The organism is Clostridium sp. UBA5712, from assembly GCF_002419845.1.
In the GTDB taxonomy this organism is placed as follows: domain Bacteria; phylum Bacillota; class Clostridia; order Clostridiales; family Clostridiaceae; genus Clostridium_J; species Clostridium_J sulfidigenes.
The window spans coordinates 210,586-235,305 of the sequence record NZ_DIGW01000012.1; the positions used below are offsets into that span (position 1 = coordinate 210,586).

Below are 24,720 nucleotides of genomic sequence, written 5' to 3' on the forward strand. Positions count from 1 at the left end.
GTTTAGTAAGTGAGTAAAGCATTAGGTCTAGTAGAAGTAAGAGGATACGTTGCAGCAGTAGAAGCTGCAGATTCTGCTCTAAAGGCTGCAAATGTTACTTTGATTGGACTAGAGAAAATAAAAGGTGGAATAACTACTATTAAAATTATTGGAGATGTAGGAGCGGTAAAGGCTGCAGTTGATGCAGCCAAGGCTTCTGTAGAAAGTTTAGGTACTTTTAGAACTGCTCATGTGATACCAAGAGTAGATTCACAAGTTGAAGGTTTATTCTTTGAAGGACATAAAAAACCACAAGAGGTACCTATAGAATCATCCAGTGAAAAAAGTGATACAAAAGATAAGGAAAAAACAGAAACTCCAGTTAATAAAAAAGAAGAGGCTTTAGTCAAGGAAAAAGTGGAAACTTCTGAAGCGGAAATTGTAGAAAAAGTTACAGAAGAAAAATTAGAAGCTAAAAAAGAAACCAAAGAAAAAAGTAAGGAAATAGAGCCTCAAATAAACAAAATAGAAGAAATTATAAAAAATGATTTCAAAGATCATATAGATTATAACTCTATGAAAGTAGAAGAGTTAAGAAGATTAGTTAGAACTTTAAAAATTCCGAATATGACAAATAAACAAATTAAATTTGCCAAAAAGGATGTGCTTATTAAAACTATACTAGAATATAACAAAGCAGGTGAAAAATAATGGAACTTACAGATAAAGATTTAGCGTCTATACAAGAGGTTAGAAATCTAATTAAAACAGCTAAAGCTGCTCAAGCAAAATTGGCTAAAAAATCTCAGGATGAGATTGATAGAATAGTTAAGGCTATGGCTGAGGCTGCTGCAGCAAATGCAGAGAAGCTAGCTAAAATGGCAGTTGAAGAAACTGGATTTGGAATATGGCAGGACAAAGTAATTAAAAATATTTTTGGGTCTACATATATCTATGATTATATCAAGGATCTAAAAACTATTGGTATAGTTGCAGAAGATGAAGAGAAAAAAGTTATGGATGTTGCAGTACCTATGGGAGTAATTGCAGGATTAATTCCTTCAACTAATCCAACATCAACAACTATGTATAAAGCTCTTATATCATTAAAATGTGGAAACGCAATAGTATTTTCACCACATCCAAATGCTAAAAAAAGTATATTAGAAACAGTTAGAATTATTAATGAAGCAGCTGTAAAGGCTGGATGCCCAGAAGGAGTTATTGGATGCATTACAATTCCAACCCTTCAAGCTACAGATGAATTAATGAAAAATAAAGATACAGCTATGATACTTGCAACTGGTGGTTCAGCAATGGTTAGAGCAGCGTACTCTTCAGGTACACCGGCCCTTGGAGTTGGTCCAGGAAATGGTCCAGCATTTATTGATAAGAGTGCTGATATTAAAGTTGCAGTTAAGAGAATAATGGATTCTAAAACTTTTGATAATGGAACAATCTGTGCTTCTGAGCAATCAGTGATTATAGAAGAAGCTATTAAAGATAGAGTGGTGACTGAATTCAAAAATCAAGGAGCATATTTCTTAAGCCCAGAAGAAGCAAAACAACTTGGTAAATTTATAATGAGAGCTAATGGAAGTATGAATCCACAAATAGTTGGTAAGAGTGTAGAAACTATTGCAAAACTTGCTAATTTAACTAACGTACCGTCTTCAGCAAGAGTACTTATTGCTAAAGAAACAGAAGTAGGACACAATGTTCCATATTCAAGAGAAAAACTAGCTCCAATTCTAGGATTCTATGTTGAAAAGAGTGTAGATGATATAGAAGCTAAGTGTAGAGAAATACTTATTAATGAAGGCGCTGGTCACACATTCTCAATGCACTGTGAAGACAAGGAACTAGTAAAAAGATTTGCTCTTAGTATGCCGGTATCAAGAATACCAGTAAACACTCCAAGTACTTTAGGAGGAATAGGTGCTTCTCTAAATATAGTACCTGCTTTAACTTTAGGTTGTGGAGCTATTGGTGGAAGTGCAACATCTGATAATGTAGGACCACTTCACCTTGTAAATATCAAAAAAGTAGCTTATGGAGTTAGAGAAATTGAACATTTTAGAGGTGGAAGTAGCAATTCAGTTAATGGAAATAATAGTTCACTTTCATCTGCAGACACAGAAGAGCTTGTTAATTTACTTGTTAAGAAAATAATAAGTGAATTAAGATAATAAAATAAAATTTCAAAGTATATTGGTTAAATTTAAGGAGGAATTTATAATGGCAAACGCAAATGCATTAGGAATGATTGAAACTAAAGGATTAGTAGCAGCAATAGAAGCTGCAGACGCAATGGTTAAAGCTGCTAACGTACAACTAGTAGGAAAAGAACAAGTTGGTGGCGGTCTTGTAACTGTACTTGTAAGAGGAGATGTTGGAGCTGTTAAAGCTGCTACAGATGCTGGAGCAGCTGCTGCTGAAAGAGTTGGAGAATTAATATCAGTTCACGTAATCCCAAGACCACACTTTGAAGTAGATGCTGTTTTACCAAAAACACAGGAAACAGTTTAATTTAGGTTTGTGTAGAGATGTATTGCTAAAATAAGCAATACGTCTCTTACATCTAATGAGGGATGTGAAGATATGTCAGTATTAACTGAAAGTGAAGTTAGAAGACAGTTAAAGGGAACAGACTTTAAGGAATATACCGAATTTAGAGTTCTAAAAGGGCAAATAGTAACCCCATCTGCAAAATCATTTTTGTCAGAAAATAATATTAAATTGAAGTATGTAGATTCTTTAGAGGAAGTAGTGCATGAAGTAAAAAAGGTAAAAGAAGAAGTACCTGTAAAGTTACAAACGAGAGAAGAAAAAAGTAAATATATAACTGTATTTGGTGCTGAATTAATGGAAAAACCTGAGCATATGACACATTTAAATGGAAACTTATTAGTGTTTAAAGATCATAAGATAATAGCGCTGAGAGGAAAGTTAGATTCTCTTGAGTCTAAGATATTGGAAACTCAAGTTATTACTCATAAATTAGGAGCTTCAAAGCTAACAGAAGACCTTGAAGAGATATTAAAGTTTGTAAGAGGTCTCCTTAGATGTGAAGTAGTTAATGAACCAGTAGGAGAATTTAAACTTCTTGGTATGACTCCAGAAGAGTTGAGAGAAAAATCTCATTATCCAAAGAAATATTATGGGATTGGTCATGAGCCAGTAGCGTTTTCTATGGGTGAGGCTGTTGTGGCATTAAATTCTTGTAGAACAACTATAAGAGAAACTGAACTTTTAGCTTATACCGCATTTAAAGGGGAGTATGGTGATGTTCAAAGGCCGGATATAATAAAGGCATTAAATAGATTATCATCCTTGTTTTGGATAATGATATTTAAATATAGAACTGGAGAATACAGTTAAAGCAGGAGGATGAAATATGAATAATCTTTTAGTAGAAGATATCATAGATGAAGTAATAAAGAGAGTAAAAAAAGAAGCTTTTATAGAAGTTGAAGCCTCAGGAAAACACGTTCACCTATGTGAAGAACATATAAACATATTATTTGGACGTGATTATCAGTTAAATAAGGTTAAAGACTTATCACAACCAGGTCAATATGCATGTAAAGAAAGAGTTACTATAACAGGACCTAAGGGTTCACTAAAGAATGTTGTTGTTCTTGGACCTGCAAGGAAATCTACACAAGTAGAAATTTCATTAACTGATGCAACAGTTCTTGGAATTAAGGCTCCTGTTAAAGAGAGTGGTAAAATAGAAGGTACTCCTGGAATTACAATTTCTACAGAACGAGCTACTCTTACAATAGATAAAGGAGTAATTGTTGCTAAAAGGCACATACACATAACTCCAGAAGATGCAGAGAAGTTTGGTGTGAAAGATAAAGAAATCATTCAAGCAAAGGTTTATGGTAATAGACCCCTAATATTTGATGATGTTGTCATAAGAGTAAGCCCAGACTTTAGAACATATATGCATATAGACTATGATGAGGCTAATGCTTGTGGATTTACGAAGGGAACTCTTTGTAGAATAGTTAAGTAGGCCTCAAAAAGGAGGTATATAAATGAACTATGATAAACTTGTGGACTTAATAGTAAAAGAAGTTTATAAAAAGTTAGAAGAAACAAATAAAAATATTGTAAAACATAAGATAGCTGTAATAATTGGAGATGTAGAGTTGGATCCTATTACTAAATCTAATTTAGATGAAGAATATACTGTGACTTCATATAATGAAGAACAACTAGAAGCTGACATAGCCATAGTTTCTACACTATCTATAAAGTCCATGGCAAATATAGCTACGCTAACTGGTATTAATGAAGAAGAAAACTTTATCATTAATATGCTATTAGCAGGTAAGAAGGTATATGTCCTTGAAAATGGTCTAGAGTATAGAAAGTATAAAAATACTGCTCCAAGAGCACTATATAATAAGTATTTAAGCTTTGAAAGAGAGCTTAAAGTGTACGGAATTGATATAGTTGAGTTTATTGAAAAAGTTGAAGATAAAACCACAAGAAAAGAAGAGTATAAAAAAATTGAAGATATTAGTATATTAGAAACTTCAAATTTTATATCAGAAGAGATGAGCTTCGAAATTAGAAATAAGAAACTTATTAGTGAGATGGATCTTAGGAAGCCATTTATGAATGGAATGAAATCTGTGGTAATAGATAAAAAAAGCATAATCACTCCATTGGCTAACGACTTTATAAGAATTCATAATCTGAAAGTTAAAAGAGTTTAGCGGAGGATAATATGGTTATAGGTAGAGTTGTTGGTAGATTATGGGCAACTAGGAAAGATGAAAAGCTAAATGGTCAGAAGTTTTTAATAGTGAGGCTACTTAAAGATATAGATGTAGAAGAAACCGGTTTTTTTGTAGCAGCAGATAGTGTAGGTGCTGGTACTGGTGATAATGTGCTTATAACTAGAGGTGGCTCAGCTAGAGTTTCACTAGGAGAAAGAGATGTACCTGTGGATGCAACTATAATAGGAATAATTGATTCAATAGAGGTGGAAAATGAGTAAAAGTATTGGAGCAATTGATTTTAAAAGTATAGCTAAAGGCATTGAAGTTGCAGATGAAATGGTGAAAAAAGCTGATGTTGATGTACTATATCTTAAAACTATATGTCCTGGAAGGTTTTTGGTTATATTAACAGGAGATGAAGGTGCTATAAGAACAACCCTTGACCACGGGATTTTCTCTGGTCAGGGGCATATAATAGATAGTTGTATTATAAATAGTGTCCATAATAATATTATACAAGCTTTGAAAAGTAGGTTTGTAACTAAGGCTAATGGGGCCATAGGAGTAATGGAGACCAATAGCGTAAGTAGTGGTCTTAAAGCTTTAGATATTGCTCTTAAGGGAGCCAATTTAAATTTAGTAAAACTACAAGTAGCATCTGGAATAAGTGGTAAACTTGTTTATATTATTTCTGGTGGGCTTAGTGATGTAGAGCATGGAATAAATATAGCTAAAGAAGCTATAGAAGAAAAACGAATTGTTCATGCATCAGTAATACCTTCACCAGATGAACTTATCATTAAGTATTTAACATAAAAGCTTAAACTTTAGTTTACACAGTTAACAGTATAAATAAATTGAATAAATAAAGAATTAACTTATTAAGGAGATGAAACAATGGGAATTAACGAGATAATCGTATATATCATGGTTGTATTTATGGCCCTTGGAGCCATAGATAAGTGTTTAGGAAATAAGTTTGGGCTGGGAGAAAAGTTCGAAGAAGGTTTCATGGCTATGGGTTCTCTTGCAATTGCAATGATAGGAGTTATCTGTCTTGCACCAGTACTTGCAAATATATTAGAACCAGTAATAGTACCAGTATTTAATTTCTTAGGAGCAGACCCAGGTATGTTTGGAGGTACATTACTTGCAAACGATATGGGAGGAGCTTCGCTTTCTAAAGCTCTTGCAGTAGATTCTCAAGCAGGAATGTTTGGCGGATTAATAGTTGGTTCAATGATGGGTGTTACTATAGTATTTACAATTCCAGTTGCCCTTGGAATAATAGAAAAAGAAGATCATAAATTCTTAGCTATGGGAGTATTAGCAGGGGTTATTACAATTCCATTAGGAGCTTTTGTTGGTGGTCTTGTAGCTGGATTCCCAATAATTATGGTGCTAAAAAACTTAATTCCAATAGTAATAATTGCAGCACTTATAGCTTTAGGACTTTGGAAATTTGAAAATGCAATAATTAAAGGGTTTACAGTTTTCGGGAAGTTTGTAGTAATAGTTATAACTTTAGGATTAGCAGCGGCTGTAATTGAAGCATTAACAGGAATTGTTGTAATTCCAGGAATGGCACCAATTTCTGATGGTATTGAAACTGTTGGAGCAATAGCAATAGTTCTTGCTGGAGCATTCCCACTAGTATACGTAATTACGAAAGTATTCCAAAAACCATTAATGGGATTAGGTAAAGTTTTAAAAATGAATGATATAGCAGCAGCTGGTATGGTTGCAACGCTTGCTAATAGTATTCCAATGTTTGGAATGATGAAGGATATGGATAACAGAGGTAAAATAATTAACGTTGCTTTTGCAGTATCTGCAGCCTTTGTATTTGGAGATCACTTAGGATTTACAGCAGGATTTAATTCAGAAATGATATTACCAATGATAGTTGGTAAATTAGTTGCAGGAATTACAGCAGTATTTGTAGCTATATTTATTGCAAACAATGCAGCTAAAAAGGAGGAGGCTAAATAATGATGGAAAATATCGATAAAAGCTTATTAGAAAAATTAGTTAGACAAATAATAGAAGAAAAACTTACAGGAGCTTCTAATGATTCTGTAGATTTTGTAAGAAATAAAGATGCAAGCGGAATTATCTCTGTTAAACTACCAACAGTTAGAGTAGACGAGTCAAATAGGCTTGATACTGGAAATAGCAGTGATATAGTATATACAAAAGATTTATTCACTCTTGAGGAAAGTAAAAGATTAGGTTGTGGAATAATGGAGATGAAAGAAACAACCTTCGATTGGACTTTAAACTATGATGAAATAGATTATGTTATAGAAGGACATCTAGACATAGTAATAGATGGAAGACTTGTATCAGCGGATGCTGGAGAATTAATTTTAATACCAAAAGGAAGCACAATTAAATTCTCAGTTCCAAACTATGCTAGATTCATATATGTAACATATCCAGCAGATTGGGCAACTCAAAACTAATAAATTAATTAACATACCAATACAGACTATATCCAAATTTTATTTAGATATAGTCTGTATTTTTAGTTTAAATATAAACTAATAGAATATTAAATATTCTATTACTGTAATTTCTATCAGAATTTATTACTAATATAGATGACTATGTTGAATTTTATGTCTACCATTAACTTTAATATGAATAATTATTGTTATTATGCTACTCAATAATAGAAAGGCATAAAAACTAATTACACGGCTTAATAGCATTGCAGAGAGCAATAATTCTTTTGAAAAGAATATTTTAAATAATATCATAAAGCTACTTTCACTGGCACCTACTGCACCAGGCAAAGGCAAAGAAGAGACTGCTATAGTTAATAAGGCTTGTATAGAAAGTACATCTATAATGCCATAAGTACTTAATCCAAAAGATTTATATATGAAATATGGAACTAAATACATGGCTGTGATTTGTAAAACTGTAACTATTAAAACCTTAACAATTAGTAAAGGATTATTTTTGATATAATTAGCACCATTAGTATATTCATCAAGGTGAACATCAATTTTAGATAGAGTATACTCTGTATTTTTTATAACTTTAAATTTTGATAAGAGTTCAACAATAAATTTAATAAATTTACCAACTAAATTTTTAGAAAATATAGCTGCAAATATAAAACCTATTATAAATACATTTATCATAACTCCATAAATTAACAACCATTTAATGCCATGTATATTATTTATTATAAAAGTATATTTAAAAAGATACATAAGTAGTCCATATAAAAGCATTACTGATTGATAGACTATGGCAACTATTAACAAAGTTAAAGAAGAATAGGATATATTTATATTATCCTTTTTCATATAGTATACTTGTGCTGGCTGACCACCAGATGATGAAGGAGTAATAGCACTAAAGTAAAATCCAATAAAGGAATAACCAATACATTTTTTAAAAGGTACTTTTATATTTAAATTTTTAAGTATAATATAAATAACATAAGCTTCAAAAATTATAAATAGACACATCATAGAAAATGCTATGAATAAGTAAATAGGATTAATTGTGTTTATTACAGGGATTAGTGAAGTTATCGAAGTATCTTTAAAAAGTAAGTAAAAAGTAATAGCAATGAGTAAGAACATAAAAATTAAACTTCCATAGTAGTTTTTAAACTTGTCTTTTTTTATAGATTTTTGCACAATTAATGTCCTAACCTTTCTGGTGTTATAAATTTATAACCTACTAATTTTAACTTAGGTAAAACTGTAGATAATGCTTCAATGGTTTTAAGAGGAGCATTGGAGGCACCCCCTGAATTCTCTCCTGCATCATGTAGACATATAATAGAATTTCTATCAGTGCGTAGTATTAACTTTGAAGATATAGAATCTACTGTAGCATATTTACTCCAATCTTCTGCCATAACATCCCATAAAATCATTTTTAAATTATACTGTTTAACAAAAAAGTTTGTAAAGATATTACTATGTCCCCAAGGAGGTCTATAATAGTTGATTTGATAATTGAAGTTTTTCATGATTTCTATACTATTTTTAAAATCTTTTTTCGTATATTTATAGCTATAAAAGAGAGCATTTTTATGGGCTAAAGAATGTAGTGCTATAGTGTGCCCTTCTTTATGCATACGATAGATTATTTCAGGATTATTCTTAGCATTCTCTGCAACAACAAAGAAAGTAGCTTTAATTTTATTTTCTTTAAGCACATCTAAAAGATTATTAGTATATCTTTCATCAGGGCCATCATCAAAAGTTAGCATTATTTCATTATCTTTATTAGTGAGTTTAATAATATTTGAATTTATATATTTGTTGTATAAAGTTGGTATAATTGAGTGAATTAGAAAAATAATTATAATAATAGCTGTTAAAGTAGTAAAGTACATTAAGCACACGCTCCATCCATATTAGCTTCTAAAGTAAGTAATACTTTTTCAATTGATGTACAATCAAATTGTTTTTTAAAAATTTTTATATTATTAGAAAGATTATCTAGTATTGCATCATCAAAAATAATTTTTTTTATTTTATCAAAACATTTATCAGGACTTGTCTCAAGAACCTTTCCAATACCATTATTTAATATAAAGTTAGTATTATTAATTTCTTGTTGAAGAAAAGGCTTAAAGGCAATTAAAGGTGTTTCTGAGAAAATACTTTCAAATAAAGTTATTCCACCAGGTTTAGAAAGTATTAAATCTGCTTTTTGCATATATTTATAAACCTCATCAGTATATCCAAGTACATTAATATTTTCATATTTTCCATAAAGCATATTATAGATTTCAGTATTTTTTCCTGTAATAACTGTAGTCTTTACATTTTCTAAAGAATTAAGCTGGTTATAAAATTCCATAGACTTGGGTAATAGCCCTAATCCACCGCCCATAATAAGGAGCTGTTTTTCATTAGAAGAACTATTAGTTATAGATTTTTTAAATTCCTCTTTTACTGGTATTCCATTAATAAATATTTTGTTTTCAGGAACACCTTTTAAAATTAAATCCTTTTTTAAAGAGTTACTTCCAACTAAATAACAATTAGTATTATCATTAAGCCACTCTGAATGACTACTAATATCCGTTATGCAAGTTATAAGCGGAAGAGATGGATTATATTTCATCTTATATCTTGATATTAGTTGAGAGCAAAAGGGTAGAGTAGAAATAATAATATTAGGTTCTACATCTTTAATTAGGTTATCAAGCTTAGGAAGAAAGTATTTTAAAAACATAGGATTCATATTATATTTTCTATTTTCCGTAATTTTATAAACTTGATTATAAAACACACTACCTTTGTTCACCATAACATTAAAAGCCTTATAAATTGCATTGGAATAATTTGGTAACGAATATTCAAAAACATCCTTTATAACTACTGATGCATTAGGATGATTAGACTGAATTTGTTCACATAAAGATTTAGATACTGAATAATGGCCCATACCAAATTTTCCTGTAAGAATTAATATTTTCATATTTTAAACCCCCCATTAATTCTACATAATTTTTACTATGGTTTTATTTTACATGGTAAATCTTAAGAAATACCTTTAATAAATCTTAAGATTTATTAAAGATTTGGAGGAAATTATTAAGCTAAACATAAATTAATAATAAATTACTATATTAAATAGAGAAATAAAGACCTTAGATATATAATAAAAAGGATTGTCTCAAAAGAATTAACTTTGAGACAACACTTTTTATTATATTATTTAAGGTTATCTAGTTTTTTATTGTACATAAACATGTAAAGTGAAGCAGAAAATATAACTATGTATCCTAAAATACTTATGATATCAGGGGATTGGTTAAATATTAACATGCTTATAATAGCTGAAAAGATTATATTAGAGTAATCAAAAATTGATATTTCTTTTGCAGGTGCATACTTATAGGCTAGAGTAATTCCAAATTGTCCTATAGTTGCAAAGATACCGGCTAATATTAAGTAGGTAAATTGAATCAAAGTCATAGGTGTATAAGAAAATATCATAAATGGGAAAATTGTTATTACAGAAAAGCAAGAAAAATAAAACACCACAGTATAATGCTTTTCACGGTTTCCAATGGCTCGAACGCAGGTATAGGCAGAGCCAGCAAATATGGCAGATGAAAGCCCTATGAGGTAAGGAATTACATCTACACTAAAAGCAGGCTTTATAATAAGTAGTGATCCAAGGAAACCAATAGCAATGATAGTAATATGCCTTAGCTGCAATCTTTCTTTTAAAAAGATAGCAGAGAAAAGTATTACAAAGAAAGGACTTAGCTTATTAAGCATATTAGCATCTGAAAGAATAAGATGGTCTATAGCATAAAAGTTTAATATTACTCCTAATGTGCCTAAAGTGGATCTCATAATAAGAAGCTTTTGGTTTTCTTTTTTGCCAAAGAAACTTTCTTTGTGATATATAATCATACCAAGGGCTATGACAAAAGAAACTATGTTTCTAAAAAAAGCCTTTTGCATAGAGGGTAAATCTCCAGATAGCTTTACAAAGGCAGACATCATTGCAAAGCCAAATGCAGATAAAATAATTAATATTATTCCTTTAATTCTATTACTCATAGTACGTCTCCAATCTTAAGTTAATTTTTATAAACTATTTTAAAATACAGTTTATGTATCACAGTAAAGTTATAAATGCAATTCAAATGATATTACTTATCAATTATAATTATCCACTATTTCATAAATTTTTCAAGGGAATAGGGATATTTACGAATGTTATGTAAATTTAATTTATATTTATAGTTAATGACCTAAAGTTATATATGTATTATTTAATATGGAGTCCATAAAGATTGTTGAATAAGTTATACTAGTAGTATATAATTTAAGTTAAATGAATAATAGTTTAAGGTACATTAAGTTTAATAGGGAAAGTGGTTAAAAGCCACTGCAGCCCCCGCTACTGTGTACGGATACAAGTCATGATACCACTGGTAATTCACTGGGAAGGGAATGATGAGGATAAGCCGTGAGCCAGGAGACCTGCCTAAAACTTTGTTAGTTGAGACCTTCGGAGGGAAGAGTATATCAAACTATTTTTTAGTTTAATAAATTTAGTTATGTGTATTAACACCCTTATCTTAGAGGATAAGGGTGTTTTTAGTTATAATAAAACTATTTAAAGAATAAATTTTACAGAATAAATTTAGATGGAGTGATGAGAGTGGATGAATTAAAAAAGTTATTAAGTGGTATTGAAGAGGTAAATAGAGAAGTAATGAATAATTCTAAGAATTACATAGATCATTTAAGCAAACCTATAGGAAGTTTAGGAGTCTTAGAAGAGATTGTTGTAAAACTTAGTGGTATTAAGGGTGAGCATATAAAAAAAATAAAAAAGAAAAATATAGTTATAATGTGTGCTGATAATGGAATTCAAGAATCAGGGGTTTCTTCATGCCCAAGAGAGGTAACAGCTACAGTTACAGAAAATTTTGTAAAGGGTACTACTGGAGTGTGTATATTAAGTAGATACTACAATAATGATACTACTGTGGTTGATATAGGAGTGGATAAGGAATTTACTGATCCTAGAATAATTAACAGAAAGATTAGATATGGTACAAGTAATATGACTAAAGGTCCTGCAATGACTAGGGAAGAAGCTATCAAAGCTATAAAGATAGGAATTGATATTGTTAAGGAGTTAAAAAATCAAGGATATGATTTAATAGGAACTGGTGAGATGGGAGTAGGTAATACAGCTACTTCTGCAGCTATAATAAGTGTATTCTCTGGAATTGATAGTGATTTAATAGTTGGTAAAGGATCAGGTCTAACAGATGATGGATTGTCCCATAAAAAGGCTATGGTAAAAAAATCTATTGAAATAAATAAGCCTAACAAAAATGATGTAATAGACGTGCTTAGTAAGGTAGGTGGATTTGATATAGCTGGCCTTTGTGGAGTATTTTTAGGAGGTGCTATATATAAAGTGCCAGTGGTAATTGATGGGCTTATATCATCAGCTGCAGCTATTTGTGCAAAGGAATTAAGCTCAAAGGCTTCAGGGTATATGTTTGCATCTCACCTATCAGCAGAACCAGGAGCACAATATGCAATGAAAACTTTAGGACTTGAACCTATGTTTAGTTTAGGAATGAGATTAGGTGAAGGTAGTGGATGTCCAATAGCCTTTGGAATAATAGAGAGTGCTGTTTTTACTATGAATAATATGGATTCCTTTAATGAAGCCGGCATAGATAAAAAGGATTATATAGATATAAGAAAACAATAGAATATGAACCGGTGTAGATAGGTTATTGATGTACGGCTTTTTATAAAGGAGTGTAGTAATTGAAAATATATATAGTTAGACACGGGGAAACAGAAGAAAATATAAAAAAGACTTACTATGGAGATATAGACTGTGAACTAACAGAAAAGGGAATTAAGCAAGCAGAATTGGTAGGAGAAAAATTGAAGCATATAAACTTTGATAAAGTGTTTTGTAGTGAAAAAAAAAGAGCAAAGGAAACCCTTAAAAAAATATATGAAGGAGAAGGAGTTAAAGTAGATTCTAGATTGAATGAAAGAAACTTTGGAATCTTTGAAGGAAAAAACTATAAGCAGTTACAAGATTCATTTAAGTTAGAATATGATACTTGGACAAATGATTGGAAGGAGTATTCCATAGAGAATGGAGAGAGCTTTATAGAGGTTTATAATAGAGTGAAAAGCTTTATGGAAGAACTAAAAAAAGAATCAGTTGAAAATATACTTATTTGTACCCATGGAGGAATTATAAGAACAATATATACTTATATATTGGAAGGTAGTTTAGATAATTATTGGAGGTTTAATTCTAAAAATGCAGATTTGTCCATAATTAAATTAGAATACGGGTACTTTTATATTGATAGTATAATTCCAGTAGAATTTTAATATTAATTAATTTGTTTATGAGGATAAAAGAAGAGGAGAAAGAAAATGAGTAAATTAACTTTAGTTACTGGTGGATGTAGAAGTGGGAAAAGTAAATATGGAGAAAATCTATTTAAATATACTGATGATGTATTATATATAGCAACAGCTATAGTAACAGACGATGAAATGAAGCACAGAATAGAAAAGCATAAGGAAAGCAGAAATAAAAAGTGGCAAACCTTAGAAAGCTATAAAGACTTACATAAAAAAATAGAGAGATTTACTGAAAGATATATTTTTTTAGATTGCGTTACTATAATGACTACCAATTTAATGTTTGAAATCACTACAAATTACGATAATATAAGTGATGATAAAATAGATAAAATATGTGATAGCATAAAGAATGAATTTACATTATTCTTAGAAAAGTGTAAAGAGTTAGATAAAGAAGTTGTATTAATTACCAACGAAGTTGGATGGGGATTAGTGCCTGAAAACAAATTATCTAGAATTTTTAGAGATATTCAAGGTTTTATAAATCAACATGTAGCAAATATTTGTGATGAGGTATATTTAGTTTGTTGTGGACAAGGACTAAAAATAAAGGGATAGACGAGGAGCAGTGTTATGATTAAAAATTTGATAATTTTAGCTATAATAGCTATTATGGTATTAGGAGCCATAGGAAAAGAAAAGATTTTCTTTAATAATTTTCTTTTACTATTCCAATTTATAACTAGAATACCGGTAAATATATCTTTGGCTTGTGAGAAAGAAAACTTTAAAAAAGCTACTTTATATTTTCCCGTAGTAGGAGCCATTCTTGGGGCTATTGAATATTTAATTTTTTATATTACATCTATATGGTTGCCATTACCTATGGTTGCTATAATTACAGTTATAGTTGGAATATTTATTACAGGTGGACTTCACATGGACGGACTAGGAGATACCTGTGATGGATTCTTTTCTTTTAGAAGTAGAGAGCGAATAATTGAGATAATGAAGGATAGTAGAGTAGGTTCTTTTGGAGTATTAGCCATGATTATAGATATAGCAGTTAAGGCTTTAGGAATATATTATATAGGAACAAAATCTATAGGTTATATGATAATAGTAGTACCAATGATAAGTAGATTATTTACTGTATTTATTGCTTTAATAGGAAAGTCAGCTAAGAAAGAAGGTACTGGGAATTTTTACATTGGAAATACTAATGGTGTATATTTTACAGGAGCATTAACTCTTACTTTACTTATTGGAAGTTTATTCTTTAATATTAAATATATTATTATACTTTTACTTGGTGGACTTATAGTTACTATAATATTTAATTTGTTTTGTAATAGCAAAATAGGAGGGCATTCTGGAGATACCCTGGGTGCCAATAATGAAATTGTTGAGCTAGCTTTATTTATACTAATTAGTAGTATGATTTTTTAAGAAAATAATGGTTATCTATATATTTTTAAATCTGGTATTGATATAATTATAATATTGTTTAGAAAGTTGTATATAATTAATATTGTAGTTTGCATCTTGAATTTTAAATTTGAGATGCAAACTTAATTTAAATATTATATTACTTAAATGTTAGCTCCGTAGAGAGTTTTATATTTTTGAAAATTAGAATATTATATTAGAATTAAATATAATATAAAAATAAATATTAATTATGATTATAATTAATAATAAGCATATAATTATTGTTATTTGGAGGCAAGATTTATGAGTATAAAAATAATAACAGATAGTACTAGTTATATACCAAAGGAGCTCATAGAAAAATATGATATTACTGTAGTTTCTTTAGGTGTTGTTATAAATAATATAGCGAATAAAGAAATAGAAATTGAAAATGATAAGTTTTATAAAACCTTGGAGAAGCTAGATAGTATACCTACTTCATCTCAACCAAGTATAGATGATTTATTTAATAGCTTTGACCAGGTTATAGGTGAAGGACATGAAGCATTAGGAGTTTTTATATCCTCAGAAATGAGTGGTACATATGCTACTTGTAATCAACTAATAAAAACAATGATAATGGACAAATATCCTAAGGCTAGGATGGAAGTTATAGATTCAGCATCTAACTGTATGCAAATGGGATATGCAGTTTTGGAAGCAGCAAAACTGGCTGAGGAAGGTAAATCTATGGAGGAAGTTATAGCTGGAGTAGAGGCTATAAAGAGTAAGAGTAGGTTTTTATTTGTACCAGATACTTTAGAATATTTGAAAAAGGGTGGTCGTATAGGAGGAGCAGCCGCTTTATTTGGAGCACTTCTTCAAATTAGACCTATACTTACTGTAGAAGCTGGAAAGACTTCAGTTTTTGATAAAGTTAGAACAAAACAGAAGGCAATACTTAAAATTATAGAAAAATTGCAAAAGGATATAAAAAATAGAGGACTTGGACAGGTAATAGTTCATCACATAAACTGTGAAGAAGAAGGAAGGGTTCTAGCTAATAAAATCAAAGAAATATTAGGTATAGATGTAGATATACAATGCATTGGGCCTGTGATAGGCTGTCATGTAGGACCTAAAACTGTAGGAGTTGTTTATTATACTGAAAAATAAGATTGATATTTAAACATTAATAAAATTTATTTTATAAGGAGATGTTAAAGTGGATATTAAATCAAGAATTGAAAGTTTAAGAAGTTTAATGAAAGAAAGAAGTATAGACGCTTTTATTATTCCAAGTTCAGATAATCATGGAAGTGAGTATGTAAGTGACTATTTTAGAGTGAGACAATGGATTTCAGGATTTACTGGATCTGCTGGAACTGTTGTTATAACGGAGAAAGAAGCTCATTTATGGGTAGATGGAAGATATTTTCTTCAAGGAGAACAACAAATTCAAGGTACAGAATACATACTAGAACGTATGGGTGAACCAGGTGTTAAAACCTATACACAATGGATCTGTGATAATGTGAAATCAGGAGATACTGTCAGCTTTAATGGAAAGGTGTTTACAGTTTCTCAGCTTCATGATTTAGAAGAAGCTTTTGAAGAAAAGGGGATTAAAACAAAACCTGAAGAAGATATTTTTGATATTATCTGGAAAGATAGGCCAACTATGCCTAATAATAAAATATTTATTCATGAAGATTCTTATGCAGGAAAAACTGTAGAAGAAAAGTTAACTTTAGTAAAAGAAGAAATGAAAAATATTAATGTAAATAACTTATTATTAGCATCTTTAGATGATATAGCATGGCTTCTAAATTTAAGAGGCGGAGATGTGGAATGTAATCCTGTATTCTTAAGTTATTTCTTAATTAGTGATGACAAGTATATTCTATATGTAGATAAGGAAAAATTAAATGAAAAAATTATAAATCTATTAAGTAGTAAATCAATATCTATAAAAGATTATAATGACATAGTATCAGATCTTAAGTTAATTAAAGGAAATATAACCTTTGATCCAAGCAAAACTAATGTATGGCTTAAGGAATCTATAAATAAAGAAGTTAACACAATAGAAAAAAGGAATATAACTACGGATTTAAAAGCTAGAAAAAATTCTGTAGAGCTTAAAAATATAGAAAATGCCCATATAAAAGATGGAATAGCTATGGTAAAATTCATAAAGTGGGTAAAAGAAAATGTAAATAGTGGAGAGATAACAGAAATATCAGCGGCTGAAAAACTAAAAAAACTTAGAGCAGAAGGTGAGGATTTTATAGACATAAGCTTTGATACCATTGCGGGATATGGTCCTCATGGAGCTATAATTCACTACAAAGCATCTGAAGAGTCTAGTCTGAAACTACAACCAAAAGGATTGTTCCTAGTAGATTCTGGAGCTCAATATTTAGATGGAACTACGGATATTACAAGAACTATAGCCCTAGGTGAACTTACAGAAGAAGAAAAGGAAGATTATACTTTAGTTTTAAAAGGACATCTAAATCTATCTACAGCAATATTCTTGGAAGGAACTCCGGGATGTAGTCTTGATGTTTTAGCAAGAAGAGCTCTTTGGAGCAAAGGATTAGACTTTAAACATGGAACAGGACATGGAGTTGGCTATTTACTTAATGTACATGAGGGTCCACAGGGGATAAGAAGAGAATTAAATCCAATTGCTTTAGAAGAAGGCATGATAGTATCTAATGAACCTGGAGTTTATAAAGCTGATAAACATGGGGTAAGAATTGAAAACTTAATAGCTGTTCAAGAAAAAGAAAAAAATGATTTTGGAAAATTTATGTGCTTTAAAGATTTAACTTTATGTCCTTATGAACTAGATGCAATAAATATATCTTTGCTTAATGAAGATGAAAAATCTTGGTTAAATGATTATCATAAAAAAGTATTAGAAAAGTTAAGTCCCTATTTATTAGAGGATGAGGTTTTATGGTTAAGAAATGCAACCAAAGAGATTTAAAAAAAGTAAGAAACCACAATGGATATTTGTGGTTTCTTATTTTTCTTACATATTTATTTTATTATGGTGAAAAATAAAATAAGATTACTTATTTAATAAGTAATTAGATAAAATTAAGTTTTTAAACTTAATTTAGCTACAAAGGAGGAAAAATAATGTCATCAAAGAAAGGTAGTACAGAAAAGTTATCTATCACAGCACTGATATTAATGATTTTTACATCTGTATATGGCTTTAATAATATGCCCAGGTCATACTATTTAATGGGGTATGGTTCAATACCCTTCTTCATTATAGCTGCAATATTATTCTTTATTCCATTTGCATTTATGATGGCTGAATATGGAGCCGCATTTAAAAATGAAACCGGAGGAATATATTCATGGATGGAGAAGTCGGTAAATGCTAAGTATGCATTTATAGGGACATTTATGTGGTATACGTCAACGGTAATATGGATGGTTAATGTATCTTCTGGAATATGGGTAACTTTATCTAATGCAATTTATGGTACAGATACAACTAGTACATGGAGTATATTTGGTTTTGGAGGGCGTCAAACTCTTGCCATACTTGCTGTTCTTTGGATTATATTTGTTACCTTCGTGTCAACTAAGGGCATAGAAAAAATTAAAAAGATTACTTCAGTAGGAGGTACAGCTGTAGCAGCACTTAATATATTGTTAATACTAGGTTCCATAGTTATATTAATAGGAAATGGTGGAGAATTAGCACAACCTATAGTTAATTCTACAACTTTTATATCATCGCCTAACCCAGCTTATCAAAGTTCAATATCAATATTATCATTTATGGTATTTGCTTTATTTGCCTTTGGTGGTATTGAGGTAGTTGGAGGATTGGTTGATCAAACAGATGAACCAGAAAAAAACTTTCCTAAAGGTCTTGCTATATCTGCTATAATCATAGCTGTTGGATATGCAGTAGGATTATTCTGTGTTGGAATATTTACAAATTGGGATGCTATACTTGGAACAAATGGTAAGTATGGAGATATAGTTCACATGGGAAATGTAGGTTATCTTATAATGAATAATTTAGGTTATCAATTTGGAGTAACCTTTGGAGCAACTGAAGCTATTTCAGTACAAATTGGTAACTGGATAGCTAGATTTGTTGGATTATCAATGCTACTTGCTCTTACAGGAGCGTTCTTTACTTTAACATATGCACCACTTAAGCAATTAATAGCAGGAACTCCTAAGGGGTTATTCCCCGATTCAGTTGCAAAAATGAAAAAAGGTATGCCTGTAAATGCAATGCTTATTCAGGCTATAGTAGTAATAATTATGATTTTATTAGTAGGATTTGGTGGAGAAGCTATGGAAGAATTCTTTAGTATTCTTGTAGCCATGACTAATGTAGCTATGACAATTCCATATATGTTCTTGTCTGGAGCATTTATATCATTTAAAAGAAGAGCAGGAATACAGAAACCTTTCCAAGTTTTCAAAGGTAAAGGATTTATAATACTCGTAACTATTGTAGTAACAGCTACAGTTGGATTTGCTAACTTTTTCTCAATAATTGAGCCAGCTATGAATGGAGATATGGCTAAAACTATATGGAGTATTGCAGGACCAATATTCTTTTCAATAGTTGCCTTAGTACTTTTTGCTAGATATGAAAAGAACTTAAAGAAAAATAATTAAGAAAAATTTGCATTGAAGAATATGTTCTAAAGATTATAAAGTTCAGATAAATAATATCTGGACTTTATTTTGTAAAAACATTTAAATATAAAATTTATTATTATAGAAGTTTTAATATGTCTTTTATTTTGGTGAAAATTTTATAAACATTTATTTATATTTATCAAATTTATTTATAAATTATAAACTTAGCTAGACAATACTTAGGTATTGAGTAATAATATTAATATCAAGTGAAACTTAGCTTAGAGGGAGTTTTATCTCCATTGAAGTTTAGTTGAACATATACTCAAATAGTCAGTAGCTCTAGTTGATGACATTATTATTCCTTACATAGTAGCTAACCACAGTGTTAAAGCAGCTAGGCTCTATATAAAAAGTTAAATTAAACAAAGAGGTGGAACGGTTGAATAAAATCATAGGAAGCAAAATTAAAGAACTTAGAACTAATAAAAAGATGACATTAAAGGAACTAAGCGAAAAAACATCTTTATCTACTGGGTTTTTATCTCAATTAGAAAGAGGTCTTACCAGTATAGCTACAGATTCTTTACTTAATATAGCAGAAGCTTTAGATGTTGAATTATCTTACTTTTTACTATCAACTAGTAAGAGGAGAGAAAGATTTATACAAAAGAGTTACGAAAGAGATATATATAAAATAGATAATGCCCTTCATATTAATTATGTATTATCAAATAATCCTGAAGATAAAACTATATTGCCTAGATTAATTGAAATATTGCCTACCAATACAGAGGAAAATTTAAATACTTATCAGCATGAAGGTGAAGAATTTATATATGTATTAGAAGGAATTATAACTTTATTCATAAATGATGAAAAGCAGTATCTTTACCCCGGTGATTCAGCACATTTTAAATCTTCTATTAATCATAACTATGCAAACTATACTAATAAAATATGCAAAATTTTAGTTGCAAGTGTTCCTAATCCTGCAGCAACTAGCAAAAGTAACATCATATAAAATATAGACAAATGTCATGTATGACTAAATAAAATAAGGAGAGTGAATGAATTGTCTTTAAAAAAACAGATGAAATTCCTTCAGCAGTGTGAAAACAATTTAGGTAAATTGAATTTTTATCTAGATATTACAGACAGTAAGATTACCTGTGAACCCTGCTTAATGGTAAAGCATTATTATAACTGGTGTGTTAAAAATATATTTAGAATAGATGTAAATGAAGTAAACCTTACTGAGTTTTTAAAAAAAATTATAGAAAAGTTAGATTATAAAGTAATTGGGAATATGGAGTATGAGGATTTTAGAAATCTTATAGTATCATACTACTCACTAGGAGAAATATATTTTGAGAGAAAAGAATTTGAATTGTCAAAGGATTACTTTTCTAAAGTAATAGAGGTTATGGAGGAATTCTTAAAAAGTGGAAATAAATTTCAAACTGAAGAAATTCAATGTAAAAGTGGAGTAGTATTTTTTGAACTATTAATGTGGGCAAGAAAAAATCTTGGTGATATGGTTGAAGTTGAAGAAGCTTTATACTTATATGAAAGTATAATTGGAGAAGAAGAAATATTATACATACAAAAAAACTATTGCGTATATAGAGCAAGTAAAGAATTAAACATTATAGATAAAGCAAATGAGGCAGCTAGAAATGTAATAAAAATATTATCTTCATTTAAAGGAATAAATATAGATGTTGTAGAGTATTTTACAACAGAAAAATCTTACTCTAATGCCATAGATATCTCAATAGAGGAATATTGTAAGGATAGTAGCCCTCATTGGATAAATGCAATGAATACTATATGCACAAAAGCACAATCCCTAGATATAGAATGTGTAGATAAGATTATAAAGTTCTGTAATATATTAATGGAAGAGCTTAAAATTGTTGAATGGAGTACTTTAATTTTAAGCTTATACAAAGGTATCAGACAAGAGGAAGAACAACTTATTAAAGTATTAAGTTATCTAAGACAAAGTTTTAAAATTATAGATTATAAACACGGAGATTTTATAAATTGTTCTCAAGCAGTATGTGTGTTAAATGAAATTTATGAAGATATAAGAATAAGAAAGTATAAAGAAGTATTTTTAAGAGAGTATGAATTTGACTTTGCGTTTTATTTAATGAATGCTGCGGTTCAAAACAATAATTATGAAAAAGCAATTGAAACTTCAACTAAGTTATCTTCCATAATCAATATATTTAATATAAATAAGGATCTACTTAATTATATAGAAGAATGTAAAGAAATATCTATAGATGGAACTAAAAGGGAAAACTATAATTTAAGAGAATATCCTTGGCTATACTTATATAATAATGTAAAAGATATATGTACAAGCTATGGTATAGAATCTAAATTTGATACTAGTGACTTTATTAGAAGTAGTAGTAAAAAAACAATAATAGGTATTAATGCAATTCAAGATAGAGAGGTAGAAGAAACTTTAAACAATATTGTTGGAGAAAAGATCTTTTTACAAGATAAGGATATTGTGTTTATTAGCAATAAACAACTTGAGTTAAAATCATATATTAAAGATTATTATAGTTGTGAAGTTATTACAAAGAATAATTTATTAAGAGATCCTAATAAATGTATTATAACTTATGATAAGTCTATTCATGGTAAAATGGCAGATAAAAATATTATTGTAATAGATGGTCATAAAGAGTTAAGGGATATTGATGTAACTTATATTAAACATATATTGGAAGATTGTAACAATTCTATATTGGCTATTCTTATTAATACAAAAAGTAGTGATTATAAGGCTGAAGCATTAAGTTATAATAAAGCTTTATTGGAAAATATGCTAGATTATAAAAGAGAAATTATATTATTTGACCAAAAAGACTTTTTTGATTCTAGAGAGTTATTAGAAACACTTATAGGACAAACTTCAGAAAATATAATAAATATGAAATTTAATGACTTTAAGACCAATATAAATAAAACTTTAGATGGAATTAGAGAAGACATAAAATTTAAAAATGCAGTTTATAAGGAAAGAAGATATACCCTTAAGGAATGTGTATCAGAATATATAAACCTAGCAGATGAAGTTAAATCAAACTATAATGAATTTTTTACAAAAATTCAGGGTGATATAGAGTTTTTAGGAAAATATGCTGAAGAAAAGATATCAATAATTATCCCTGATCTCATAGAAAAAAAACTAGATGCTATAGATGACTTAGAAGAAACTTCAACACTAAAGGATAAGGCTGAAAAGATATTTAGTGAAACTATTGTAAATTGGTGTAATAAAAATATATATGATTTAATGTTAGAGCAATTTGAGGTTTATATAACTAAGTATTCAAAGCTCTATGGATACCATCAAGAGACTATAGAAAAGATAAAGGATAATAGAGATACTGTAATATCTGCCTATGGTGATTTTACAAGTAAAATTAAACCCATAGATATAAAACCACTTGAAGAGCTACTGAAGGAATTTTTAGTATTACATGATGAATTCTTAAATAGTATTAATTATGAAGTTACTGTAATACCAAATGAGAAATTCTTAAGTACAGTAGCTGGTGGAATTAAGGTAATGTTTATGAAGTCAGAAGAAAAGGCAGAAAGTACTAGAATAAAAATTAAAAATCAAGTCATAGAAAATAAGGATAATATTGCTGCTATATTAAGCAATAATATAATGGAAAACTTAAGAGGACTTTCAGACAAGTTAAAGGAAGAAATAAAAGATATATTTGAAGGAACTCTAAATGATATTACAATAGATAAAAATATAGTTGAGCAAGCAGAGATGGATATGACAAAATCTCATGAAGAGATTACTAAAAAGAATGAGGAATTAGAAGTTCTTATGAAATTTGTAGATGTAGAGGTATTAAAATATATCAAACAACTTGATCATAATATGGTATATAATAATAGTAAATGCTATAAATTAGTTTAAAAAAATGGCTATGGGACTACCATAGCCATTTATTATTCTTTTATTTCATAATTATTATTTGTAAGGGTAAATGCTTTTTTAAAGCCATTAGTTAGGTATAGTTCATGGTTCTTAGTTATAAAAATTGCCTCAACATCATCTAATGAGTTAATAAGTTTTAAACCTTCATCTACCCCAAGGGCAAATAAAGTAGTTGATAGAGAATCACCATCTATAGAGTTATTAGATAATATAGACACACCTAAGATGTTGTTGTCATATGGATAACCTGTATCTGGACTTAGAATATGGTGATAGTTTTTACCATCTTGCTCAAAGTATCTTTCATACACTCCAGAGGTTACAATAGATTTATTACTAACACTTACAAATCCAATAGTATCACTACCGGATTTTTCAGGGTTTTGAACTCCTACCTTCCAAGGGGTACCATCTATCTTGTCACCGAGTACATAAATATTACCACCTAAATCAATAATTGCACTGGATACTTCAGCATTTTTTAGGATTTTAACTATTTCATCAGCAGCATACCCCTTTGCAATTGCACCTAAATCTATAATCATATTGGAATCTTTTAAAAATATACTTTTTTTTGATTCATCTATTTGAATTTTAGTATAATCAATTAAAGCCTTTTTTTCATTAATTTCTTTTTCTGAGGGAAGCTTAGCATTATCTGTACCAATTCCCCATAACTTTACCAAAGGTCCAATAGTGATATCTAGTGAACCACCAGACAGTTTAGAATATTCTAGTCCTTTTTTTACCACATTAAAAGTATCATTACTAACCTCAACAGGTTCTATTCCTGCCATATTATTTACTTCATCCAATTCGGTATTAGACTTACTTATACTTAATATATTTTCTAGTTCTCTTAAACGAGCAAAAGATTCATCTATTATAGTTGTATCACTTTTATCATATATGGTTATGGTACACACTGTACCAATGACTAGCTCTGTTTTACTAATTGGCTTAATAGGTAATTTTTGATTTGCACATCCTGCAACAATAATAATAGTTACAAATAGAACTAAAATGCAAGAAAGTTTTTTAAAAAGTTTCATAGGGACCTCCTTAGTTATATGCATAGTAATATAAAGTTTTAATATTTAAA

The 24,720-nt window shown here is 29.5% G+C and carries 24 protein-coding genes and 1 riboswitch; of the genes, 19 read left to right on the plus strand and 5 right to left on the minus strand.

Annotation, left to right across the window (positions count from 1 at the left end; genetic code table 11):
• The first annotated feature begins 9 nt into the window (after positions 1–9).
• The 10 genes from B3B03_RS10770 (at position 10) to B3B03_RS10815 (ending at position 7,183) form a co-directional block, all read left to right on the plus strand.
• Positions 10–690 carry a BMC domain-containing protein gene (locus tag B3B03_RS10770; protein ID WP_346847401.1) on the plus strand — a complete coding sequence of 227 codons (681 nt, stop codon included), beginning with the start codon at positions 10–12 and terminating at the stop codon, positions 688–690.
• Entirely contained in the window at positions 690–2,168 is a 1,479-nt protein-coding gene (locus tag B3B03_RS10775) for an acetaldehyde dehydrogenase (acetylating) (RefSeq protein WP_346877289.1), read from the plus strand. Before B3B03_RS10770 ends, B3B03_RS10775 begins: the two co-directional genes overlap by 1 nt.
• 49 nt (positions 2,169–2,217) lie before the next feature.
• Positions 2,218–2,508, plus strand: coding sequence for an ethanolamine utilization microcompartment protein EutM (eutM, locus tag B3B03_RS10780; protein WP_035130585.1), 291 nt, complete (start codon positions 2,218–2,220; stop codon positions 2,506–2,508).
• A 72-nt stretch (positions 2,509–2,580) separates the two neighbouring features.
• Positions 2,581–3,360: an ethanolamine utilization cobalamin adenosyltransferase gene (locus B3B03_RS10785; RefSeq protein ID WP_035130586.1), complete on the plus strand. Its 780-nt coding sequence runs from the start codon at positions 2,581–2,583 to the stop codon at positions 3,358–3,360.
• A gap of 16 nt (positions 3,361–3,376) precedes the next feature.
• Positions 3,377–4,003 (plus strand): ethanolamine utilization phosphate acetyltransferase EutD, encoded by a 627-nt coding sequence (gene eutD / locus B3B03_RS10790; protein ID WP_150846124.1) that lies wholly within the window; start codon positions 3,377–3,379, stop codon positions 4,001–4,003.
• A 22-nt stretch (positions 4,004–4,025) separates the two neighbouring features.
• A complete protein-coding gene (locus tag B3B03_RS10795; RefSeq protein ID WP_346877290.1) occupies positions 4,026–4,712 on the plus strand; it encodes a TIGR02536 family ethanolamine utilization protein in 687 nt (228 codons plus the stop codon).
• Between the two features lie 11 nt (positions 4,713–4,723).
• Positions 4,724–4,996: a EutN/CcmL family microcompartment protein gene (locus B3B03_RS10800; RefSeq protein WP_346877291.1), complete on the plus strand. Its 273-nt coding sequence runs from the start codon at positions 4,724–4,726 to the stop codon at positions 4,994–4,996.
• Positions 4,989–5,534 carry a BMC domain-containing protein gene (locus B3B03_RS10805; RefSeq protein WP_035130596.1) on the plus strand — a complete coding sequence of 182 codons (546 nt, stop codon included), beginning with the start codon at positions 4,989–4,991 and terminating at the stop codon, positions 5,532–5,534. Before B3B03_RS10800 ends, B3B03_RS10805 begins: the two co-directional genes overlap by 8 nt.
• Before the next feature lie 81 nt (positions 5,535–5,615).
• Complete coding sequence (eutH, locus tag B3B03_RS10810; RefSeq protein WP_035130598.1) at positions 5,616–6,710, plus strand: ethanolamine utilization protein EutH; 1,095 nt, start codon at positions 5,616–5,618, stop codon at positions 6,708–6,710.
• A gap of 2 nt (positions 6,711–6,712) precedes the next feature.
• Entirely contained in the window at positions 6,713–7,183 is a 471-nt protein-coding gene (locus B3B03_RS10815; protein WP_035130623.1) for a cupin domain-containing protein, read from the plus strand.
• 129 nt (positions 7,184–7,312) lie between these two features.
• On the opposite strand, the gene B3B03_RS10820 is transcribed toward B3B03_RS10815, so the two are convergent.
• The 4 genes from B3B03_RS10820 to B3B03_RS10835 all read right to left on the minus strand — a co-directional run bounded on the left by B3B03_RS10820 (position 7,313) and on the right by B3B03_RS10835 (position 11,275).
• On the minus strand, positions 7,313–8,377 hold the full coding sequence (locus tag B3B03_RS10820) for a lysylphosphatidylglycerol synthase transmembrane domain-containing protein (protein WP_346847405.1): 1,065 nt from the start codon (positions 8,375–8,377) through the stop codon (positions 7,313–7,315).
• A 2-nt stretch (positions 8,378–8,379) separates the two neighbouring features.
• Positions 8,380–9,084, minus strand: a complete 705-nt coding sequence (locus tag B3B03_RS10825; protein ID WP_346847406.1) for a polysaccharide deacetylase family protein — start codon at positions 9,082–9,084, stop codon at positions 8,380–8,382.
• Entirely contained in the window at positions 9,084–10,178 is a 1,095-nt protein-coding gene (locus tag B3B03_RS10830) for an MGDG synthase family glycosyltransferase (RefSeq protein ID WP_346877292.1), read from the minus strand. The genes B3B03_RS10825 and B3B03_RS10830 overlap by 1 nt, the downstream gene beginning before the upstream one ends.
• Positions 10,179–10,414: 236 nt before the next feature.
• The gene (locus B3B03_RS10835) at positions 10,415–11,275 is read right to left on the minus strand and encodes a DMT family transporter (protein ID WP_346877293.1); all 861 of its coding nucleotides are present in this window, start codon (positions 11,273–11,275) and stop codon (positions 10,415–10,417) included.
• A gap of 275 nt (positions 11,276–11,550) precedes the next feature.
• Positions 11,551–11,723, plus strand: a riboswitch (cobalamin riboswitch).
• A 159-nt stretch (positions 11,724–11,882) separates the two neighbouring features.
• On the opposite strand from B3B03_RS10835, the gene cobT reads away from it, so the two are divergent.
• The 9 genes from cobT (at position 11,883) to B3B03_RS10880 (ending at position 23,597) form a co-directional block, all read left to right on the plus strand.
• Positions 11,883–12,956 carry a nicotinate-nucleotide--dimethylbenzimidazole phosphoribosyltransferase gene (gene cobT, locus B3B03_RS10840; RefSeq protein WP_414632833.1) on the plus strand — a complete coding sequence of 358 codons (1,074 nt, stop codon included), beginning with the start codon at positions 11,883–11,885 and terminating at the stop codon, positions 12,954–12,956.
• A 59-nt stretch (positions 12,957–13,015) separates the two neighbouring features.
• Positions 13,016–13,603, plus strand: a complete 588-nt coding sequence (gene cobC, locus B3B03_RS10845; RefSeq protein ID WP_346847410.1) for an alpha-ribazole phosphatase — start codon at positions 13,016–13,018, stop codon at positions 13,601–13,603.
• A 45-nt stretch (positions 13,604–13,648) separates the two neighbouring features.
• Positions 13,649–14,200, plus strand: a complete 552-nt coding sequence (gene cobU / locus B3B03_RS10850) for a bifunctional adenosylcobinamide kinase/adenosylcobinamide-phosphate guanylyltransferase (RefSeq protein ID WP_346877295.1) — start codon at positions 13,649–13,651, stop codon at positions 14,198–14,200.
• A 15-nt stretch (positions 14,201–14,215) separates the two neighbouring features.
• Positions 14,216–15,031 (plus strand): adenosylcobinamide-GDP ribazoletransferase, encoded by an 816-nt coding sequence (cobS, locus tag B3B03_RS10855; protein ID WP_051823907.1) that lies wholly within the window; start codon positions 14,216–14,218, stop codon positions 15,029–15,031.
• A gap of 285 nt (positions 15,032–15,316) precedes the next feature.
• Positions 15,317–16,171, plus strand: coding sequence for a DegV family protein (locus tag B3B03_RS10860; RefSeq protein ID WP_346877296.1), 855 nt, complete (start codon positions 15,317–15,319; stop codon positions 16,169–16,171).
• A 49-nt stretch (positions 16,172–16,220) separates the two neighbouring features.
• Positions 16,221–17,993, plus strand: coding sequence for an aminopeptidase P family protein (locus B3B03_RS10865; protein WP_346877297.1), 1,773 nt, complete (start codon positions 16,221–16,223; stop codon positions 17,991–17,993).
• A gap of 155 nt (positions 17,994–18,148) precedes the next feature.
• Positions 18,149–19,666: a glutamate/gamma-aminobutyrate family transporter YjeM gene (gene yjeM, locus B3B03_RS10870; protein ID WP_346847415.1), complete on the plus strand. Its 1,518-nt coding sequence runs from the start codon at positions 18,149–18,151 to the stop codon at positions 19,664–19,666.
• 406 nt (positions 19,667–20,072) lie between these two features.
• Positions 20,073–20,654: an XRE family transcriptional regulator gene (locus B3B03_RS10875; protein ID WP_346847416.1), complete on the plus strand. Its 582-nt coding sequence runs from the start codon at positions 20,073–20,075 to the stop codon at positions 20,652–20,654.
• Positions 20,655–20,705: 51 nt separating this feature from the next.
• Positions 20,706–23,597: a hypothetical protein gene (locus B3B03_RS10880; protein WP_346877298.1), complete on the plus strand. Its 2,892-nt coding sequence runs from the start codon at positions 20,706–20,708 to the stop codon at positions 23,595–23,597.
• Between the two features lie 32 nt (positions 23,598–23,629).
• On the opposite strand, the gene B3B03_RS10885 is transcribed toward B3B03_RS10880, so the two are convergent.
• Positions 23,630–24,670, minus strand: a complete 1,041-nt coding sequence (locus B3B03_RS10885; RefSeq protein ID WP_346877299.1) for an FAD:protein FMN transferase — start codon at positions 24,668–24,670, stop codon at positions 23,630–23,632.
• Between the last annotated feature and the right edge of the window lie 50 nt (positions 24,671–24,720).

What these genes read in the sequence shown, in the direction of transcription:
- B3B03_RS10830 (WP_346877292.1), bottom strand. Translation starts at nt 10,178, where the DNA reads ATGAAAATATTAATTCTTACAGGAAAATTTGGTATGGGCCATTATTCA.
- cobS (WP_051823907.1), top strand. Translation starts at nt 14,216, where the DNA reads ATGATTAAAAATTTGATAATTTTAGCTATAATAGCTATTATGGTATTA.
- B3B03_RS10860 (WP_346877296.1), top strand. Translation starts at nt 15,317, where the DNA reads ATGAGTATAAAAATAATAACAGATAGTACTAGTTATATACCAAAGGAG.
- B3B03_RS10805 (WP_035130596.1), top strand. Translation starts at nt 4,989, where the DNA reads ATGAGTAAAAGTATTGGAGCAATTGATTTTAAAAGTATAGCTAAAGGC.
- eutM (WP_035130585.1), top strand. Translation starts at nt 2,218, where the DNA reads ATGGCAAACGCAAATGCATTAGGAATGATTGAAACTAAAGGATTAGTA.
- eutH (WP_035130598.1), top strand. Translation starts at nt 5,616, where the DNA reads ATGGGAATTAACGAGATAATCGTATATATCATGGTTGTATTTATGGCC.
- B3B03_RS10800 (WP_346877291.1), top strand. Translation starts at nt 4,724, where the DNA reads ATGGTTATAGGTAGAGTTGTTGGTAGATTATGGGCAACTAGGAAAGAT.
- eutD (WP_150846124.1), top strand. Translation starts at nt 3,377, where the DNA reads ATGAATAATCTTTTAGTAGAAGATATCATAGATGAAGTAATAAAGAGA.
- yjeM (WP_346847415.1), top strand. Translation starts at nt 18,149, where the DNA reads ATGTCATCAAAGAAAGGTAGTACAGAAAAGTTATCTATCACAGCACTG.
- B3B03_RS10825 (WP_346847406.1), bottom strand. Translation starts at nt 9,084, where the DNA reads ATGTACTTTACTACTTTAACAGCTATTATTATAATTATTTTTCTAATT.
- B3B03_RS10885 (WP_346877299.1), bottom strand. Translation starts at nt 24,670, where the DNA reads ATGAAACTTTTTAAAAAACTTTCTTGCATTTTAGTTCTATTTGTAACT.
- B3B03_RS10795 (WP_346877290.1), top strand. Translation starts at nt 4,026, where the DNA reads ATGAACTATGATAAACTTGTGGACTTAATAGTAAAAGAAGTTTATAAA.
- B3B03_RS10785 (WP_035130586.1), top strand. Translation starts at nt 2,581, where the DNA reads ATGTCAGTATTAACTGAAAGTGAAGTTAGAAGACAGTTAAAGGGAACA.
- B3B03_RS10815 (WP_035130623.1), top strand. Translation starts at nt 6,713, where the DNA reads ATGGAAAATATCGATAAAAGCTTATTAGAAAAATTAGTTAGACAAATA.
- B3B03_RS10775 (WP_346877289.1), top strand. Translation starts at nt 690, where the DNA reads ATGGAACTTACAGATAAAGATTTAGCGTCTATACAAGAGGTTAGAAAT.
- cobU (WP_346877295.1), top strand. Translation starts at nt 13,649, where the DNA reads ATGAGTAAATTAACTTTAGTTACTGGTGGATGTAGAAGTGGGAAAAGT.
- B3B03_RS10835 (WP_346877293.1), bottom strand. Translation starts at nt 11,275, where the DNA reads ATGAGTAATAGAATTAAAGGAATAATATTAATTATTTTATCTGCATTT.